The sequence below is a fragment of the Auraticoccus cholistanensis genome (genome assembly GCF_009742705.1).
In the GTDB taxonomy this organism is placed as follows: Bacteria; Actinomycetota; Actinomycetes; order Propionibacteriales; family Propionibacteriaceae; genus Auraticoccus; species Auraticoccus cholistanensis.
Genome location: NZ_WPCU01000005.1, coordinates 5,962 through 22,594 on the forward strand (window position 1 = coordinate 5,962; position 16,633 = coordinate 22,594).

Annotated in this window: 12 protein-coding genes (1 of these 12 cut by a window edge); 10 read left to right on the forward strand and 2 right to left on the reverse strand. The window is 71.8% G+C overall.

Annotated elements, in window-relative coordinates:
* Positions 1-1,525, reverse strand: the 5' portion of a protein-coding gene (locus GC722_RS05995) for a pectinesterase family protein (protein WP_456298110.1). It extends 1,124 nt beyond the left edge of the window; 1,525 of the gene's 2,649 nt are visible here — the first part of the coding sequence; the start codon lies at positions 1,523-1,525; its stop codon lies off the left edge, out of view.
* 11 nt (positions 1,526-1,536) lie between these two features.
* A complete protein-coding gene (locus tag GC722_RS06000; RefSeq protein WP_197429859.1) occupies positions 1,537-2,283 on the reverse strand; it encodes a GntR family transcriptional regulator in 747 nt (248 codons plus the stop codon).
* Positions 2,284-2,513: 230 nt separating this feature from the next.
* Here GC722_RS06000 and GC722_RS06005 point away from each other — a divergent pair, with 230 nt between their 5' ends.
* The 10 genes from GC722_RS06005 to GC722_RS19185 are packed head-to-tail and all read left to right on the forward strand — an operon-like array spanning position 2,514 to position 15,830.
* Positions 2,514-3,458: a dihydrodipicolinate synthase family protein gene (locus GC722_RS06005; protein WP_197429860.1), complete on the forward strand. Its 945-nt coding sequence runs from the start codon at positions 2,514-2,516 to the stop codon at positions 3,456-3,458.
* 51 nt (positions 3,459-3,509) lie between these two features.
* Entirely contained in the window at positions 3,510-5,525 is a 2,016-nt protein-coding gene (locus GC722_RS06010; RefSeq protein ID WP_156609046.1) for an ABC transporter substrate-binding protein, read from the forward strand.
* A 56-nt stretch (positions 5,526-5,581) separates the two neighbouring features.
* The gene (locus tag GC722_RS06015) at positions 5,582-6,574 is read left to right on the forward strand and encodes an ABC transporter permease (RefSeq protein WP_156609700.1); all 993 of its coding nucleotides are present in this window, start codon (positions 5,582-5,584) and stop codon (positions 6,572-6,574) included.
* Between the two features lie 3 nt (positions 6,575-6,577).
* Positions 6,578-7,798 carry an ABC transporter permease gene (locus GC722_RS06020; protein ID WP_156609048.1) on the forward strand — a complete coding sequence of 407 codons (1,221 nt, stop codon included), beginning with the start codon at positions 6,578-6,580 and terminating at the stop codon, positions 7,796-7,798.
* Positions 7,776-8,906, forward strand: coding sequence for an ABC transporter ATP-binding protein (locus tag GC722_RS06025; protein WP_156609050.1), 1,131 nt, complete (start codon positions 7,776-7,778; stop codon positions 8,904-8,906). The genes GC722_RS06020 and GC722_RS06025 overlap by 23 nt, the downstream gene beginning before the upstream one ends.
* Positions 8,903-9,976 carry an ABC transporter ATP-binding protein gene (locus GC722_RS06030; protein WP_156609052.1) on the forward strand — a complete coding sequence of 358 codons (1,074 nt, stop codon included), beginning with the start codon at positions 8,903-8,905 and terminating at the stop codon, positions 9,974-9,976. The genes GC722_RS06025 and GC722_RS06030 overlap by 4 nt, the downstream gene beginning before the upstream one ends.
* Positions 9,973-11,961 carry an ABC transporter substrate-binding protein gene (locus GC722_RS06035; RefSeq protein ID WP_156609054.1) on the forward strand — a complete coding sequence of 663 codons (1,989 nt, stop codon included), beginning with the start codon at positions 9,973-9,975 and terminating at the stop codon, positions 11,959-11,961. Before GC722_RS06030 ends, GC722_RS06035 begins: the two co-directional genes overlap by 4 nt.
* A gap of 1 nt (position 11,962) precedes the next feature.
* Positions 11,963-13,072 (forward strand): sialidase family protein, encoded by a 1,110-nt coding sequence (locus GC722_RS06040; RefSeq protein WP_156609057.1) that lies wholly within the window; start codon positions 11,963-11,965, stop codon positions 13,070-13,072.
* Positions 13,069-14,487, forward strand: coding sequence for a DUF5060 domain-containing protein (locus tag GC722_RS06045; RefSeq protein WP_331714438.1), 1,419 nt, complete (start codon positions 13,069-13,071; stop codon positions 14,485-14,487). The genes GC722_RS06040 and GC722_RS06045 overlap by 4 nt, the downstream gene beginning before the upstream one ends.
* Entirely contained in the window at positions 14,484-15,830 is a 1,347-nt protein-coding gene (locus GC722_RS19185; RefSeq protein WP_156609059.1) for a DUF5605 domain-containing protein, read from the forward strand. Before GC722_RS06045 ends, GC722_RS19185 begins: the two co-directional genes overlap by 4 nt.
* Positions 15,831-16,633: the final 803 nt, after the last annotated feature.

Below are 16,633 nucleotides of genomic sequence, written 5' to 3' on the forward strand. Positions count from 1 at the left end.
GGGGGAGCGGGAACCGGGTGGTGCCGGTGGTGGCGGTGCTGCCCAGCTCCTCGGCCCGCAGCGGCGCCGTCCCCGAGCCGTCCTCCGCCTCGCACAGCACCAGCCGGTCGCCGGCGAGGTGCCCCGGCGGCGCCGACCAGTGCACGGCGGCCGCGCCGCCGGCCACGCCCGAGGACGAGCCGACGTTGACCGTCCACGGCACCCAGCCGCCCAGCGTGTGCGCGGGGTCCCGCCACCGCGCGGCCTCGGCTGCGGCCAGCGGGCGGTCACGGCGGGTGGGGCGGCCGAGGGCGTCGGTGCAGTCGTGCTCGAGGAACCGCTCCCGGCCCGGCGCGTCGGCCGGCGGGTGGACCAGCCAGCGGTCAGGGTGGACGTGGTCGTCCAGCCGGCAGCCCAGCAGCACCGCCTCGCTGTGCGGGAAGGCGCGGGGGTCGGTGCGGGCCACCCGGACCGAGTGGTCGGGGACGCCCGCGGCGCGGGTCAGCCGGCAGTCGACGAGGACGTGCCCGCGCTCGTCGGCGCCGTTGCGGATCTGCATCAGGTAGCCGGGACCGAGCGAGCGGTACTCCGAGCGCCAGTGGTGGACGGCCCCGGTGCCCCAGACGAAGTCGACGTCGCCCTCGACGAGCGTGTCGACGACGAAGCCCGTGCCCTGCAGCCGGAGGGTGTCCTGGTGGCCGTGCAGCGCCACGCGGTTGAGGACGGTGCGGGTGCCGTTGCCGCGGAGGGCCTCCGCCTGAGACCCGCCGGCCGGGGTCGTGTTCACGCAGCTGAGGTCGACCAGCGTGACGTCGTCGGCCTCGACGCCGACGTTGGCCCGCCAGCCGTTGTGCAGGTCCCGGTCCCCGAGCCGGCGGTTGGGGCAGTGGCTGGGGGAGGGCAGACCGTTGAGCTGGTTGTTGTTGTCGTAGCTGAGGACCGTGCGTCCGCGCCCGGCTCCCTGGATGGTGAGGTGCGGGCGGTCGGCGGAGATGTAGAGGATCTCGCGGTACGTGCCGGCGGCCACCTCGATCCTCACCGGCCGGCGGTTGCCGGCCGGGACGGCGTCGACGGCCCCCTGCACGGTGCAGAAGTCGCCCGAGCCGTCCTGGGCGACCCGGAGCACCTGCCGCCCCGCCGGCGGCGCGGCACGGGTGGTGAACCAGGGGCCCACCGCGCCGTCGAGCTCCAGCCGGTAGGTGCGGGCGTGCTCCAGCGGGGCGTGCGGGTAGATCTCCAGCACCCGTCCGCCCGAGCCGGGCCGCTCCAGCACGGGGTGGTAGCGGAACCAGTGCAGCTCGCCGGTGTCGGAGACCGCGCCCCCCACCGTCCGCAGGCAGGACGCCGGGTCGCCGGCGTCCAGGGTGTCGACCACGACGCCGTCGGAGCGGCGGATGCGGACCGGCCCCAGGTCCTGCGGTGAGGTCGGCTCCGCCACCGCGACGACCAGCGGCGTGTCGACGCAGACGTCCACCGCTCCCGGCCGCGGCCAGGGCGGTGGCATGCTGGTGGCATCCCACCGTCCGGAGCGTGTCGTCGTCGTCATGGCGGCTCCGGTCAGCGCCAGCCGGCCAGGCCGGCCCCGTCGCCGGCGATGCGGGGCTGGGACATGAAGACGATGGTCTGGTCGCGCACCCGCAGGATGTGGGACTCCAGCGCCTCCCGCGCGCCCGGCCCGTCGTGGGCCTCGAGCGCGTCCACCACGGCGCGGTGCTCGGCCACCGCGGCGTCGAGGCGCTGGTGGTTCATGGGTGCCTCCATCCCGGCCCGGGTGACGTGGATGTTCAGGTGCAGGTCGTCGTGCAGCGCCAGCAGCCGCGGCAGCCCCGCCAGCTCCACCAGGGCCCGGTGGAAGCGGCTGTCGTTCTGGCGGAAGGCGATGTACTGCGCCGGGTCCTCGACGGCCTGCTCGACCAGCTCCGAGGCCTCGTCGACGAGCTGGCGCAGCGCCACGGGGGCCGAGCGGGCACCCTGCTCGACGTAGCGCCGGACGCTGTGCGACTCGATCATCAGCCGGAGCTCGAACAACTCGTAGAGCGAGCTCATCGAGGGCACCGCCACGGTGAACCCGGCCGTGGGGTCGTAGGACAGCAGCCCGCGCTCGTGCAGCCGGCCCACCGCGCTGCGCACCGGGGTGCGGCTCATCCCCAGCTTGCGGGCGAACTCCCGGATCGGCACCGTCTGCCCGGGCTGGGGGTGCTCCTCGGTCAGCCACGTCACCAGGGCCTGGTGCGCGCGGTTCTCGAGGTTGGTGTCACCGACCGTCTCGCCGGCCGCCGGTCCGTCTCCCGTGGTGAGTGGCACCTGGATCCTCCCGTCCCCGCGCCGATGCGGTGCGTCGTCTCTGCTGACCCCGCGTGGGGTCCCCTCATGGTATGCCACCTGCCGTCTCGTGCACCGGAAGCCTCGACGGCAGCCGGTGCCGGTAGCGAGAGCGGCGTGAGATGGTCGAGGAACGGAACCTTGACATCGATCACGAAGCCCTCGATCATTATGGTATGCCACCGGCATTCAACACGTCGACGGAGACGCAGATGACCGAACCCCTGGGTGTCGTACCGCCCGTCGTGCTCCCCATGAGCCGCGACGGCGGGATCGACTCCGCCTCGCTCGAGCGGCACGTGAACCACCTGGTCGACGCGGGGGTGAGCGGTCTGTGGGTCAACGGCACCACCGGCGAGTTCTACGCCCTCGACGTCGAGCTGCGGGCGCGCGCGGTCCGCGAGTGCGTCAAGGCCACCGGGGGCCGAGTTCCGGTGGTGGCCCACGTGGGGGACACCTCGACCGACCTGGCGCTGCAGCACGCCCGTGCCGCCGTGGCCGCCGGCGCCCAGCACGTCGCCGTGCTGCCGCCCTACTTCATCGGCTTCGGCCAGGAGGAGCTGAAGGCGCACTTCCGGGCGGTGGCCCGGGTCGTCGGCGGGCCGGTGTACGCCTACCACCTGCCGCAGCTGGCCCCGGCCACCCTGAGCCTGGACTCGATCGTCGAGCTGGTGGCCGAGGGCGTGCTGTGCGGCGCCAAGGACAGCAGCTCCAACATGGTCTGGTTCCGACAGCTGCAGGCGCGGCTCCGGGCCGAGGGCACCCCGCTGCCCGTGCTGACCGGCGGGTCCAGCGTGGCCGACCTGGGCTACTTCCTCGGTGCGGTCGGATCCGTGTCGTCGACCGGCAACCTGACGCCGCGGCACCTGGTGCGGCAGTACCAGGCCGCCCTGGCGGAGGACTGGACCCTGGTGCGGGCCCTGCAGGAGCAGACCGAGGAGCTCATCGCGCGGCTGACCCTGCCGGGCCTGGCGCCCTCGCCCAGCCTGACCAACGCGGTCTACAAGTACGTCCTGGTGGCGCTGGGACGCATCGACGACGAGCACACCGCGCGGCCCCAGGCACTGCTGCCGGAGCCGGCGCGCCAGCACCTGGACACCCACGCGCTGCCCCTCGTCGAGCACCTGGAGTCCCAGGAGCACCCCCCACGACCCTGATCGACCTGCCGGTGCGCCCGCACCGGTTCCCAACGCAGGAGGAAGACAACGATGTCTCTCAACCCATCCGAGGTGGTGGACCACCTCCGCACCGGCGCCTGGTCCCGCCGGTCGGTGCTGGCCGCAGGCGGCGGCCTGGTCGCGGCGGCCTCGCTCTCCGGCTGCTCGTTCTTCGAGACCGAGGCGGTCCGCGAGGGCGGCAACGACGACGTCGGCGACGGGGTCAAGGGCAAGGAGGCGCCCTCCCTCGCCGCCAAGGTGGCCGCCGGGGAGCTGCCGCCGGTCGAGGAGCGGCTGCCGAAGAACCCCATGGTCGTGCAGCCGCTCAACCAGATCGGCCGCTACGGCGGCACCTGGCGCTCGGCGATGATCACCCAGGAGGACCGCACCTGGCTGACCCAGTCGATCGGCTACGAGCCGCTGGTGCGCTGGGTCCCGGGCTGGACCGGCAAGCCGGGCACCGAGGAGATGGTGCCCAACCTCGCGGAGAAGTTCGAGGAGCTCGAGGGCGGTGCGGTCTTCCAGTTCACGCTGCGCGAGGGCGTGAGGTGGTCCGACGGCACCCCGCTGACCGCGGAGGACTTCCGGTTCACCTTCGAGGACGTCAACACCTCCGAGGAGATGCACCCGGACGGCCTGTACGCGCTGTGGACCAACCCCAGCCAGCCGGACAAGCCCGCCGTCTTCGAGTCCGAGGGCAACGTGATCCGCTACGTCTTCGACGAGCCCAAGCCCGGGTTCCTCGAGGAGCTGGCCGCCAACGTCACCATGGTGCTGCCCAAGCACTACATGCAGCAGTTCCACGCCTCCTACAACCCCGACGTGGACCAGCTGGTGGAGGAGGCGAGCTTCAACGACTGGGTGCAGCTGTGGGAGTCCAAGGTCGAGGCCTTCACCGACGTGGACATGCCCACCCTGCACGGCTGGATGCTGACCGAGGCGCTGGGTGACGGCAGCTACGTCACCGCGGTGCGCAACCCGTACTACTGGAAGGTCGACCCGGACGGCAGCCAGCTGCCCTACATCGAGGACATCCGCTGCGAGGTCCTGCAGGACATCGAGGTGGAGCTGCTCAAGATCGTCAACGGCGAGATCGACATGCAGATGCGCAACTTCGCCACCATCCGCAACCTGCCGGTCGTCTCGGACAACCGCGAGAGCGGCGGCTACCGCATGTTCACGGTCTCCCCGCAGGGGGTGAACGCGATGGTCATCGGGTTCAACCAGACGCTGGAGGACGCGAACAAGCGCCAGATGTACGCCAACAAGGACTTCCGGGTGGGGCTGTCGTACGCGATCGACCGCCAGCGCGTCATCGACACCGTCTACGCCGGGCAGACCAAGCCGTGGCAGTGCGCCCCCACCGAGGGCGACCCCGTCTACGACGAGGAGTTCGGCACCCAGTTCACCGAGTACTCCGTCGACAAGGCCAACCAGGCGCTGGACCGGGCCGGCTACACCGAGAAGGACGGCGACGGCTTCCGGCTCAGCGGCGGCGAGCGGATCACCGTGACCGTGCTGGTCCCGAGCTCCTTCCCCGACCACATCGACGCCTTCGAGCTCATCAAGCAGGACTGGGCCGCGGTCGGCGTGGAGACCAACGTCCAGGTGCTGGCCGAGACGCTGTACTGGGAGCGGGTCGAGGCGAACCAGGCCGAGGCCTCCACCTGGACCGGCGGCGGTTTCGAGATCCGGGCCAGCCAGGGCTCCAACCACTACTTCCTGCCCTCCAACCCCCGCGGGTCCTCGCGCTACGGCCACACCTGGGCGAACTGGTACCGCGGCGAGCCGGGCGGCGAGGAGCCGCCGGCGCCGGTCAAGCGGCAGCTGGAGCTCTTCGACGAGATGCGCAGCACCTACGACGCCGCGGCCGCCACCGAGCTGGGCAAGGAGATCATCGAGATCGCCAAGGACCAGTTCGTCTACATCGGCATCTGCACCGAGCCCGACTCCTACGGCATCGTCCGCAACGACATGGGAGTCAACGTGGTGGAGGCGATGCCCGGCGAGGTCGGCTACCAGCCCCCGGGCCCGACCAACCCCGAGCAGTACTTCTTCACCGCCTGAGCTCCCGCGACCTCGAGGGCTACCGAACCATGCGAAGGGTGTGATCCGCCGTGGCCATGTACATCGTGCGCCGGGTGGGCCTGATGCTCATCACGTTGCTGGCGATCTCGTTCGCCACCTTCTGGATCATCAGCCTCCCGCCCGGCGACTACGTCTCGACCCTGGTGGCGCAGGCCGAGACCCGGGGCGAGTCGATCAGCGCCGAGCGCATCGCGGCGCTGCGCGACCGGTACGGGTTGAACGACCCGTTCCTGGTCCAGTACTGGAAGTGGATCAGCAACATCGTCTTCCACGGCGACTTCGGGGAGTCCTTCGCCTGGAACCGGCCGGTCTCGACGCTGATCTGGGACCGGGTCGGGCTGTCGTTCTTCCTCTCGGTCAGCACGCTGCTGCTGGTGTGGGCGATCGCCTTCCCGATCGGCATCTACTCCGCGGTCAAGCAGTACTCCCCGGGCGACTACGTGGCGACCTTTTTCGGGTTCGTGGGGATGGCGGTGCCGGAGTTCATGCTGGCCCTGATCTTCCTCTACATCGGGGTCCGGTTCTTCAACCAGAGCGCGGGCGGGCTGTTCTCACCGGAGTACGTCGACGCGGTGTGGAACCTCGGCAAGGTGCTCGACCTGGCCTCGCACCTGTGGTTGCCGGTCCTCATCATCAGCATCTCCGGCACGGCCGGGCTGATCCGCGTCACCCGGGCCAACCTGCTCGACGAGCTCTACAAGCCCTACGTGGTGACGGCACGGGCCAAGGGCCTGCCCGAGTGGAAGCTGCTGCTCAAGTACCCGGTGCGGATGTCGCTCAGCCCCTTCTTCAGCACCGTCGGCTGGCTGCTGCCGGGGCTGATCAGCGGCGAGACGATCATCTCGATCGTCCTCAGCCTGCCCACCACCGGGCCGTTGCTGTTCGGGGCCACCGAGAGCCAGGACATGTACCTGGTGGGCAGCTTCGTGCTCATCCTGAGCGCGCTCACCGTGGTCGGCACGCTGCTCAGCGACATCGCCCTCGCGTGGTGGGATCCACGCATCCGACACCGCTACCAGGGGAGCTGACCCATGGCAGAGAAGACCGTCGACGCGCTGCGCCGCAGCAGCAGCGAGCCGGCCGAGGGCGTCCAGCTGGGTCCCGCGGGGGAGCAGGTGCCGCTGGGCATCGGCGGCGACGACGCGGCGACGGCCCCCACCGCGGCCCCGCTGGCCACCGGCGGCACGGCCTCGCAGTGGCGCCTGGTCTGGCGCAAGTTCCGCAAGCACAAGCTCGCGCTGGTGGGGGCCTGGGTGGTGATCGCCATCTACGCGGTCGTGGCGTTCGCCGAGTTCCTCTCGCCGAGCACCACGCGGGCCCAGGACGCCGCCTACGCCTACGCGCCGCCGCAGGCGCTGCACGTCTACCACCCGACCGAGGGCCTGGGTCTGTACGTCAACGGCTACACGGTCACGCAGGACCCGGAGACCTTCGCGCTCGACTTCGCCGTCGACGAGAGCCAGTACATCCCGGTCGGCCTGCTCGTGAAGGGTGAGCCGTACGAGATGTGGGGCCTCATCCCGATGGAGCGGCACCTGATCGGCCCCGAGGACCCCGACCAGCCCTTCTACCTGTGGGGAGCGGACCGGGCCGGCCGCGACATGCTGACGCGGATCATCTACGGCGCCCGGGTGTCGCTGTCCATCGGTCTGGTGGGGGTGGCGGCGAGCTTCGTGCTGGGGCTCACGCTGGGCGGGCTGTCGGGCTACTACGGCGGCAAGCTCGACGCCTTCATCCAGCGCATCATCGAGTTCCTGATGGCCATCCCGAGCCTGCCGCTGTGGCTGGCCCTGTCGGCGGCGGTGCCCCCGACCTGGGGTCCGCTGACCCGCTACTTCGCGATCACGGTGATCCTGTCGGTGATCGGCTGGACCGGGATGGCGCGGGTCGTGCGAGGACGGTTCCTCTCGCTGCGGGAGGAGGACTTCATCACCGCCGCCCGGCTGGACGGCTGCAGCAGACCCAGGATCATCGGACGCCACATGCTGCCGTCGTTCTCCAGCCACATGATCGCGTCGCTGACCATGGCCGTGCCGGGGATGATCCTCGGCGAGACGGCGCTGAGCTTCCTCGGCCTGGGCCTGCAGTCGCCGGCGGTGAGCTGGGGCGTGCTGCTGCAGGACGCGCAGAACATCCGGGCGATCGAGACCGCGCCGTGGCTGATGCTGCCCGGTGCGGCCATCTTCGTCACCGTGCTCGCCATGAACTTCGTCGGAGATGGGTTGAGAGATGCTGCAGACCCCTACAAGTGACCAGGCGCCCGCCCGGCGGGTGGCCCTCGACGCGCCGCTGGTGCTCAAGCTGGACGGGCTGCGCACCCAGTTCGTCCTCGACGACGGCGTGGTCGAGGCCGTCGAGGGCGTCGACCTGGAGATGCGCCGGGGCGAGACCCTGGCCGTGGTCGGCGAGTCCGGCTGCGGGAAGAGCGTGATGGCGCGCTCGATCCTGCAGCTGGTCGACCGTCCCGGGCGGATCGTCGGCGGGCAGGTGTGGGTGCCGCGCCCGCCGGCGGAGGCGGTGGCCAGCCGGCGGCGCCCCGGCCTGCTCCGGCGCGGCCGGCCCGAGCCCGTGCAGCAGGAGGACGGCCCCGAGGGCATGGTGAACCTGATCGGCGCCGAGCCGGAGATGATCCGGGCCGTCCGCGGCAAGCGGATCGCGATGGTCTTCCAGGAGCCCATGACCTCGCTGTCGGCGGTGCACACGGTCGGCAACCAGATCATCGAGGCCATCCAGCTGCACGAGCCGATGAGCAAGGAGGCGGCCCGCGAGCGCGCCGTCGACCTGCTGCGCCGGGTGGGGATCGCCGGCCCGGAGAAGCGGATCGACACCTACCCCTTCCAGCTCAGCGGCGGCATGCGCCAGCGGGTGATGATCGCCATGGCGCTGTCCTGCGGGCCGGAGCTGCTGATCGCCGACGAGCCGACCACCGCCCTCGACGTCACCACGCAGGCCCAGATCCTCGAGCTGCTGGCCGAGCTCCGCGAGGACCTCGGCATGGCCATCATGCTGATCACCCACGACCTCGGGGTGGCGGCGCGGCTGGCCGACAGCGTCGCCGTGATGTACCTGGGCCGGGTGGTGGAGCGCGGCGAGCTGGCCGAGATCTTCCGCAGCCCGCGCCACCCCTACACCCAGGCGCTGCTGCGCTCGGTCCCCAAGCTCGGCCGCCGGCGCGGGGAGCGGCTGGCGCCGGTGCGGGGCATGGTGCCCCACCCCTACGCCCGCCCCAGCGGGTGCACCTTCCGGGACCGCTGCGACCACTTCATCCCCGGCAGCTGCGACACCGCGCTGCCGCCGCTGATCCGCGACGAGCAGGGCCACGAGGTCCGCTGCGTGCTGTACAAGGAGGACGACCGATGACGCACCCGACGGACGTGGCGGAGCGGCAGGTCGAGGCCCCGGCTGCGGAGGTGCTGCTGGAGACCCGCGGGCTGACCAAGCACTTCCCGATCAAGAAGGGCTTCCTGGGACGGACCGTCGGCCACGTCAAGGCCGTGGACGGGGTGGACCTGCGGATCCGCGCCGGCCAGACGGTCGGCCTGGTGGGGGAGTCCGGCTGCGGCAAGAGCACGCTGGCCCGCACGATCCTGCGCGCCTACGAACCCACCGCCGGGGAGATCCTCTACCGGCGCCCGGACGGCCGGGTGGTCGACCTGGCGCCGATGGGCGACCGCGAGCTCAAGCCCTACCGCCGCGACATCCGCATGGTCTTCCAGGACCCGTTCTCCTCGCTCAACCCGCGGATGACGCTGCTGCAGCTCGTGGGGGAGCCGCTGCGGGTCAACGACGTGGTGCCCCCCTCCCAGATCGAGGAGCGGGTGGCGACGCTGCTCACCCGGGTGGGGCTGCGGCCGGAGTACCTGCACCGCTACCCCAACGCCTTCAGCGGCGGCGAGCGTCAGCGGATCGGTCTGGCCCGGGCGCTGGCGCTGGAGCCGAGGCTGGTGGTGGCCGACGAGGCCGTCAGCGCCCTCGACGTCTCCGTCCGGGCCCAGATCATCAACCTGATGAAGGACCTGCAGGTCGAGGAGGACCTCACCTACCTGTTCGTCAGCCACGACCTCGGCATGGTCGAGTACATGTCCGACGAGGTCGTCGTGATGTACGTCGGCAGGGTGGTCGAGACCGGCCCCACCGACGACCTGTACACCCGCCCCTACCACCCCTACACCGAGGCGCTGCTCTCCGCCGTGCCCGACCCCGACCCGAACGCGGCCAGGCGGCCCGAGCGGATCGTGCTCCGCGGTGAGGTGGCCGACCCCTCCGACGTGCCGCCCGGCTGCCCGTTCCACCCGCGCTGCTTCTACGCCCAGGACAGGTGCCGGACGGAGGTCCCGGCGCTGCGGGAGATCTCGCCCGGCAGGCGCGCGGCCTGCCACTTCTCCGAGGAGCTGCAGCTGCGCGGCATCGACGAGAGCGAGGCCGCATGACCGCCCCGTGGTCGCGACGGACCCTGCTGCTCACCGCCGGCGTGGCCTCGCTCGGGCTCGGCTCGGCCGGGCTCAGCTCGTGCAGCTTCCTCAGCACCGAGCCGGTCAGCCAGGACGGGCAGGGGGCGGGCGGCCCGCAGCCCAAGGGCAAGGAGGCGCCGGCGCTGGCCGAGCAGGTCCGGGCCGGGCAGCTGCCGCCGCTGGAGGAGCGGCTGCCGAGGACGCCGATGGTCGTGGAGCCGGTGGAGGGGATGGGGCGCTACGGCGGCACCTGGCGCTCGGCGATGATCACCCAGGAGGACGTCACCTGGCTGGACAGCACGGTCGGCTACGAGCCGCTGGTGCGATGGGCCCGGAGCTGGACCAACTCCGCCGGCACCGAGGAGATCCTGCCCAACATCTGCGAGTCCTACGCCGAGCTGGAGGGCGGCAGCGTCTTCGAGTTCACGCTCCGGGAGGGCATGCGCTGGTCCGACGGCGAGCCGGTCACCGTGGAGGACTACCGCTTCGCCTTCGAGGACTGCAACGCCTCGGCCGCCTTCCACCCGTTCGGCATCTACAGCATGTGGACGAACCCCTCCGACGGCTCCCCGGCCACCTTCGAGCAGGTCGACGAGCGCACCATCCGCTACGTCTTCGACGGCCCCAAGCCCGGCTGGCTGCACGAGCAGTGCCGCAACCGGGTGATGGTGCTGCCGCGCCACCACCTCGCGCAGTTCCACGTCGACCACAACCCCGACGTCGACCAGCTGGTGGCGGCCGAGGGCCTCAACGACTGGATCGAGCTGCTGCAGCTGAAGTCGACGAACTGGACCAGCGCGGAGCTGCCGACCCTGCACGCGTGGCGGCTGGTGGAGGCGATCGGTGACGGCAACGCCGTGACCTTCGAGCGCAACCCCTACTACTGGAAGACCGACCCCGAGGGCAGCCAGCTGCCCTACATCGACGACCTGCGCGTCGACGTGCTGCTCGACGTCGAGGTGGAGCTGCTCAAGATCGTCAACGGCGAGATCGACATGCAGATGACCCACTTCGCCACGCTGCGCAACCTGCCGGTGGTCGCCGACAACCGCGAGAGCGGGGACTACCGGATGATCGACGTCGGCGCCGCCGGCACCAACGCCCTCGGCATCGCCTTCAACCAGACCTACGGCGAGGAGCACCTGGCCGAGCTGCACCGCAACAAGGACTTCCGGATCGGGCTGTCGCACGCCATCGACCGGCAGCGGATCATCGACTCGGTGTACGCGGGGCAGACCCGGCCCTGGCAGCTCGCGCCGACCGAGGGCCACCCCCTCTACGACGAGGAGATGGGCACCCAGTACACCGAGCACTCGGTGGAGCTGGCCAACCGGCACCTGGACGCCGCCGGGCTCACCGAGCGGGACGCCGAGGGCTTCCGCACCTACCGCGGTGAACGGCTGCGGGTCACCGCGCTGGTGAACTCCTCCGTCCCCGACCAGGTCGACGGGCTGGAGCTGGTCAAGCAGGACTGGGCCGAGGTCGGCGTCGAGCTGCAGGTCTCGCGGGTGGCCGAGACCCTCTTCTGGGAGCGCGTCGAGGCCAACCAGTCGCCCTGCTCGATCTCCACCGGCGGCGACTTCGAGATGCGCCCGACGATGGGCTCCAACCACTACTGGGTGCCCTCGAACCCCAGGGGGTCGTCGATGTGGGGCCACTCCTGGGCGACCTGGTGGCGCAGCGAGGGCGAGGACGGGGAGACCCCGCCGGACGAGATCCGCCGCTCGCTCGACCTCTTCGACCAGGCGCTGACCACCTACGACGCGGAGGCCTCCACCGAGCTCTCGCGGCAGATCCTGCAGATCGCCAAGGAGCAGTTCGCCTGGATCGGCGTGTGCACCCGACCCCAGACCTACGGCATCGCCAAGAACGACCTCGGCAACGTGCCGCAGTCCATGCCGGGCGAGGGCGTCTACACCGCACCCGGCCCCAGCCACCCCGAGCAGTACTACTTCGAGGAATGAGATGGATCCCCGCTTCACCGGGCGACTCGCCCCCGCCAGCACCGACCCCGACCTGACCGAGGCGCTGCTGCCCGTCCTGCACCCCTCCGACAGCCACGCGGCGACGCTCACCGAGTCCGCCCGCGGCGACCTGCTGTGCGCCTGGTTCAACGGCCCGCAGGAGGGCGACAAGGACACCGACGTGGTGCTCTCGCGGCTGCCCGCCGGCAGCGGGACGTGGAGCGAGCCGCAGCTCATCGCCTGCGACCCGGAGCGCTCGGAGCAGAACCCGGTGCTCTTCACCGAGCCCGGTGGGCGGATCTGGCTGCTGCACACCTCCAACGAGCCCCACGACCGGACCACCGCGCACGTGCTGGCCCGCACCTCCGACGACGACGGCCTCACCTGGTCACCGCCGCGGGTGCTGTTCGAGGGCCCCGGCTTCTTCCTGCGGAACCCGCCGCTGTTCCAGCCCGACGGCAGCTGGCTGCTGCCGGCCTACCAGGTGGACGCCCAGGGCGAGTACACCGTGGTCGTGATCAGCAGCGACCAGGGCAGGAGCTGGGCGACCTCCACCGTGCCCGGCAGCCGGCACCGGGTGCAGATGAGCGTGGCCCCCCGCCCGGACGGCAGCCTGCTCGGGCTGCTGCGCTCCCGGGCAGCCGACCGGGTCTACGCCTCCGAGTCCACCGACCTGGGCCGCACCTGGAGCGAGCCGGTGCGCACCGAGCTGCCCAACAACAACTCCGCGCTGCACCAGATCGCCCTCGCCGACGGACGGCTGGCCGTGGTCTTCAACGACGCGACCCTGGAACGGGACCAGTTCCGCTGGGTGCGGGCCGGGGACAGCTGGCGCAAGAAGGCCGTCCGCACCCCGCTCACCCTGGCGCTGTCCCGCGACGGCGGACGCAGCTGGCCCACGCGGCGCAACCTGCAGCTGGCCGACCTGGAGTACAAGGACGCCCCGATGGGCTACTCCTACCCGGCGATGATCCAGACCCGGGACGGGGCCCTGCAGGTGGCCTACTCGTTCCTGCGCAAGACGATCAAGCACGTCCGTCTCGACCCCGGCTGGATCGAGCGGGACGCCGACCAAGAGGCCACCCTCGACACCACCGAGGACGTCCGGTGAGCACGCCGACCGCGCAGGTCGAGCGCTGGGGTCTGCACGAGATCCAGCTCGACGGCCCCAGCGAGGGCAACCCCTTCACCGACGTCGAGCTGGGCGCCACCTTCTGCTTCCGCAACCGCGAGGTCGCCGTCGCCGGCTTCTACGACGGCGACGGCCGCTACCGCATCCGGTTCTCACCCGACCAGGAGGGCCGCTGGAGCTACCGGACGTGGAGCTCGGCGCCGGAGCTCGACGGGGTCCGCGGCGAGCTCGCGGTCGGACCGCCCGGCGAGGGCAACCACGGACCGGTGCACGTCTGGGACGGCTCGCTGTTCCGCTACGCCGACGGCACCCGGCACGAGTCCTTCGGCACCACCTGCTACCACTGGACGCACCGCGGCGACGAGGAGCTGGAGGAGCAGACGCTGCAGACGCTGGCCGGCTCCCCGTTCAACAAGGTGCGGATGTGCCTGCTCCCCACCGCGTCGATGCAGCCGCCACGGCTGGCCTTCGTCGGAGACACCCCGGGTGAGCTGGACAAGACCCGCTTCGACCCCGAGTTCTTCGCCCACCTCGAACGCCGGGTGCTCGACCTGCAGCGTCTCGGCATCGAGGCCGACCTCATCCTGTTCCACCCCTACGACAAGGGGCACTGGGGCGTCGACGACATGACGCCGGAGGAGGACCGGTTCTACCTGCGCTACGTGGTCGCCCGGCTGGCCGCCTTCCGAAACGTCTGGTGGTCGATGTCGAACGAGTTCGACTTCAACAAGGCCAAGACGATGGCCGACTGGGACGCGCTGCTGCAGCACCTGCAGCGGATCGACCCCTACCGCCGGCTGGCCTCCATCCACAACGGCACGGCCATGTACGTCTACGCCTCGATCTACGACTTCGACAAGCCGTGGACCACCCACCAGAGCATCCAGCACTGGGACGCCCGGCTGACCTCGACCTGGCGGCAGGCCCACCCCAGACCGGTGGTGGTCGACGAGATCGGCTACGAGGGCGACATCGAGCGCCGCTGGGGCAACCTGAGCGGTCGGGACCTGACCCGCCGGTTCTGGTACACCATGGCCGGCGGCGGCTTCATGGGCCACGGCGAGTGCTTCGTCGACACCAAGCCGCAGTGGGTCTCCTCCGGTGGTCGGCTGGTGGGGGAGAGCCCGGCCCGCATCGCCTTCCTCCGCTCGATCATCGCCGAGGGACCGGCGGACTGGATCGCCGCCCGCGACGACGGCTACCGGCTGGACTACTTCGGCGAACGACGCTTCGCCTACCACGACCTCGAGCTCGGCGACGACCCGCACGAGGTGGACGTGATCGACACCTGGGAGATGACCGTGACCCCACTGGAGGGGACCTTCCGCGGCCGTTGCCGGATCCCGCTGCCCGACCGCAGCGACCTGGCGGTCCGGGTCCGGAGGGTCTCGTGAGCCGCGAGCAGACGCCGGTGGCCGCGAGCGCGACCGGCGAGGCAGTCGGAGTCGCCCGCTGGGGGGTGCTGGAGCTCGACGTCACCGGCACCGCGGCGGCGGCCGTCACCTTCCACCACGCGGACCGGGAGGCGGTGGCCGGACCGGTCGACGTCGGTGGACGTCGGCTGGTCCGCTTCTCCCCGGACCTGCCCGGACGATGGAGCTACTCGGTCACCGACGCCGGCGGCGCCGTCCTCGACGAGGGCAGCCGGGAGTGCCTCCCCGCCCGGCCGGGCGACCACGGCCCGGTGCGCGTCCACGGCACCCGGTTCGTCCACGCCGACGGCACCCGCCACCACTCCATCGGCACCACCGCGCTGTGGTGGCACCACCAGGACGAGGTGGAGCGGGCCGCCACCCTGGCCACCCTCGTCGCGTCCCCGTTCGACACCGTCCGGATGTCCGTGCTGCCCGAGGGCGCCACCAGCTGGACCGACGAGGAGGGGCTGGCTGTCGTGGAGGCCGCGGTGGCAGAGCTCGCCCAGCTCGGGCTGCAGGCCGAGCTGGTGCTGTTCGCCACCGAGGGCGCGCTGCGCCCCGGCCAGCCCGGTTGGCAGCAGCACCTGCAGCAGGTGGTCGGTCGGCTGGCCGCCGCGAGCAACGTCACCTGGTGCCTCGCGCTGGACGCCGACCGGTCCGGGCTGCCGGCGCAGGTGTGGGACGAGACCCTGCGGGTGCTGGCCGAGCTCGACCACGGCCGCCGGCTGCGCACGGTGCACGCAGGCCCCGGCTTCGACTTCGGGCACCGGCTGATCACCCACAGCAGCGTCCGCGACGACATGCGCTGGGAGGCCCAGGACCTCGTCCGCGCCTTCGCGAAGCCGGCGGTGCTCGACGTGGGGTCCGAGGGCGACGTGCCGGTCCCCGGTGGCGGGCTGACGGCGCAGGAGATGGTGTCGCTGATGTGGTGGGGCGTGTGCCGCGGCGCGTACAGCTGGCACGCCGAGGAGTTCGTCGACGGGCCCTGGAGCCGGTACGGCGGCAAGCTGGACGGCGACGCCGCGCCCCGGCTGGCGTTCCTGCGCCAGGTGCTGGCCGCGGCGCCGGCCGAGCTGGCCCGCAACCCGGTGGAGCGCCACACCTTCACCCTCGAGGCGCCGGGGGAGTACTACCTGCAGTACCACGGGCTGCACCGCTACTCGACCCACCGCTTCTCGCTGCCCGAGGACGTCCGCTTCGGCGTCGAGGTGGTCGACACCTGGGAGATGACCGTCGACCGGCTCGCCGGCACCTTCAGCGGTGACATCGTCCTCGACCTGCCCCGCAAGCCCTACGTCGCGGTCCGGATCACCCGGTGCTGAGCGAGGAGGTCGCCCGGTTCCTGCTCGGCGCCACCCGCCCGCCCGGTGCACCGGCCGGCGGGACCGGCTGGGTCGAGCTGCTCGACCAGCTGCTCGTGGTGTCGGTCGGGCGACCCTGGCGGCCGAGCACCCCCGGCCTGCAGCGGCCGCGCCAGACGAGCGCCGACGGGCAGGTGACGGTGACCGGGACGGTGGGCGGGCTGGGCGTGACCGTCGGCGCCCGCCTCGAGGGCGACCGCCTCCGGCTGGACCTGGCGTGGCGCAACGACGGCAGCCGGGTGGTCGAGGACCTCGCCGTCGGCCTGCAGCTGCTCGCGCCGCCGCAGCTGCGGGTCACCATCCCGCAGGTCGTCTACCACGACAACCCGTCGGCCGACCCCGACCGGGTGGTGCCCCACGTCTCCCGCGGCGGCTTCGTCACCGAGCTGCACCGGCTCCCGATCCCCGGCGTCGCCCTGCAGCACCCCGACGGGCCGACCGTGTCCCTGGTGGTGCTGCCCGATCCCGACGAGGACGCCGACGGGCGGGTCCGCTACGGCTCCCTGGGCGCGGTCAGCACGCCGGAGGGCACGCGTGCGCTGGCGCTGAGCGGGGTGGTCGCCTTCGACGGCGAGCCCGACGTCACCTACGTGCACAAGGCCGTGACCGCTCCCACGGACCGGGGCTACCGGCGGCTGGAGCCCGGGGAGGTGCTGGCCCAGCACCTGCTCGTCGACCGCGGTGACGCCGTGCCTGGGCACGGCTTCCGGGAGCTGGTGCGGATCGGCCGGGAGGTCTTCGACGGCGGCGCGCAGGTGCGGCCC

What these genes read in the sequence shown, in the direction of transcription:
- GC722_RS06035 (WP_156609054.1), top strand. Translation starts at nt 9,973, where the DNA reads ATGACCGCCCCGTGGTCGCGACGGACCCTGCTGCTCACCGCCGGCGTG.
- GC722_RS06010 (WP_156609046.1), top strand. Translation starts at nt 3,510, where the DNA reads ATGTCTCTCAACCCATCCGAGGTGGTGGACCACCTCCGCACCGGCGCC.
- GC722_RS06015 (WP_156609700.1), top strand. Translation starts at nt 5,582, where the DNA reads ATGTACATCGTGCGCCGGGTGGGCCTGATGCTCATCACGTTGCTGGCG.
- GC722_RS06025 (WP_156609050.1), top strand. Translation starts at nt 7,776, where the DNA reads ATGCTGCAGACCCCTACAAGTGACCAGGCGCCCGCCCGGCGGGTGGCC.
- GC722_RS06040 (WP_156609057.1), top strand. Translation starts at nt 11,963, where the DNA reads ATGGATCCCCGCTTCACCGGGCGACTCGCCCCCGCCAGCACCGACCCC.
- GC722_RS06030 (WP_156609052.1), top strand. Translation starts at nt 8,903, where the DNA reads ATGACGCACCCGACGGACGTGGCGGAGCGGCAGGTCGAGGCCCCGGCT.
- GC722_RS06005 (WP_197429860.1), top strand. Translation starts at nt 2,514, where the DNA reads ATGACCGAACCCCTGGGTGTCGTACCGCCCGTCGTGCTCCCCATGAGC.
- GC722_RS06020 (WP_156609048.1), top strand. Translation starts at nt 6,578, where the DNA reads ATGGCAGAGAAGACCGTCGACGCGCTGCGCCGCAGCAGCAGCGAGCCG.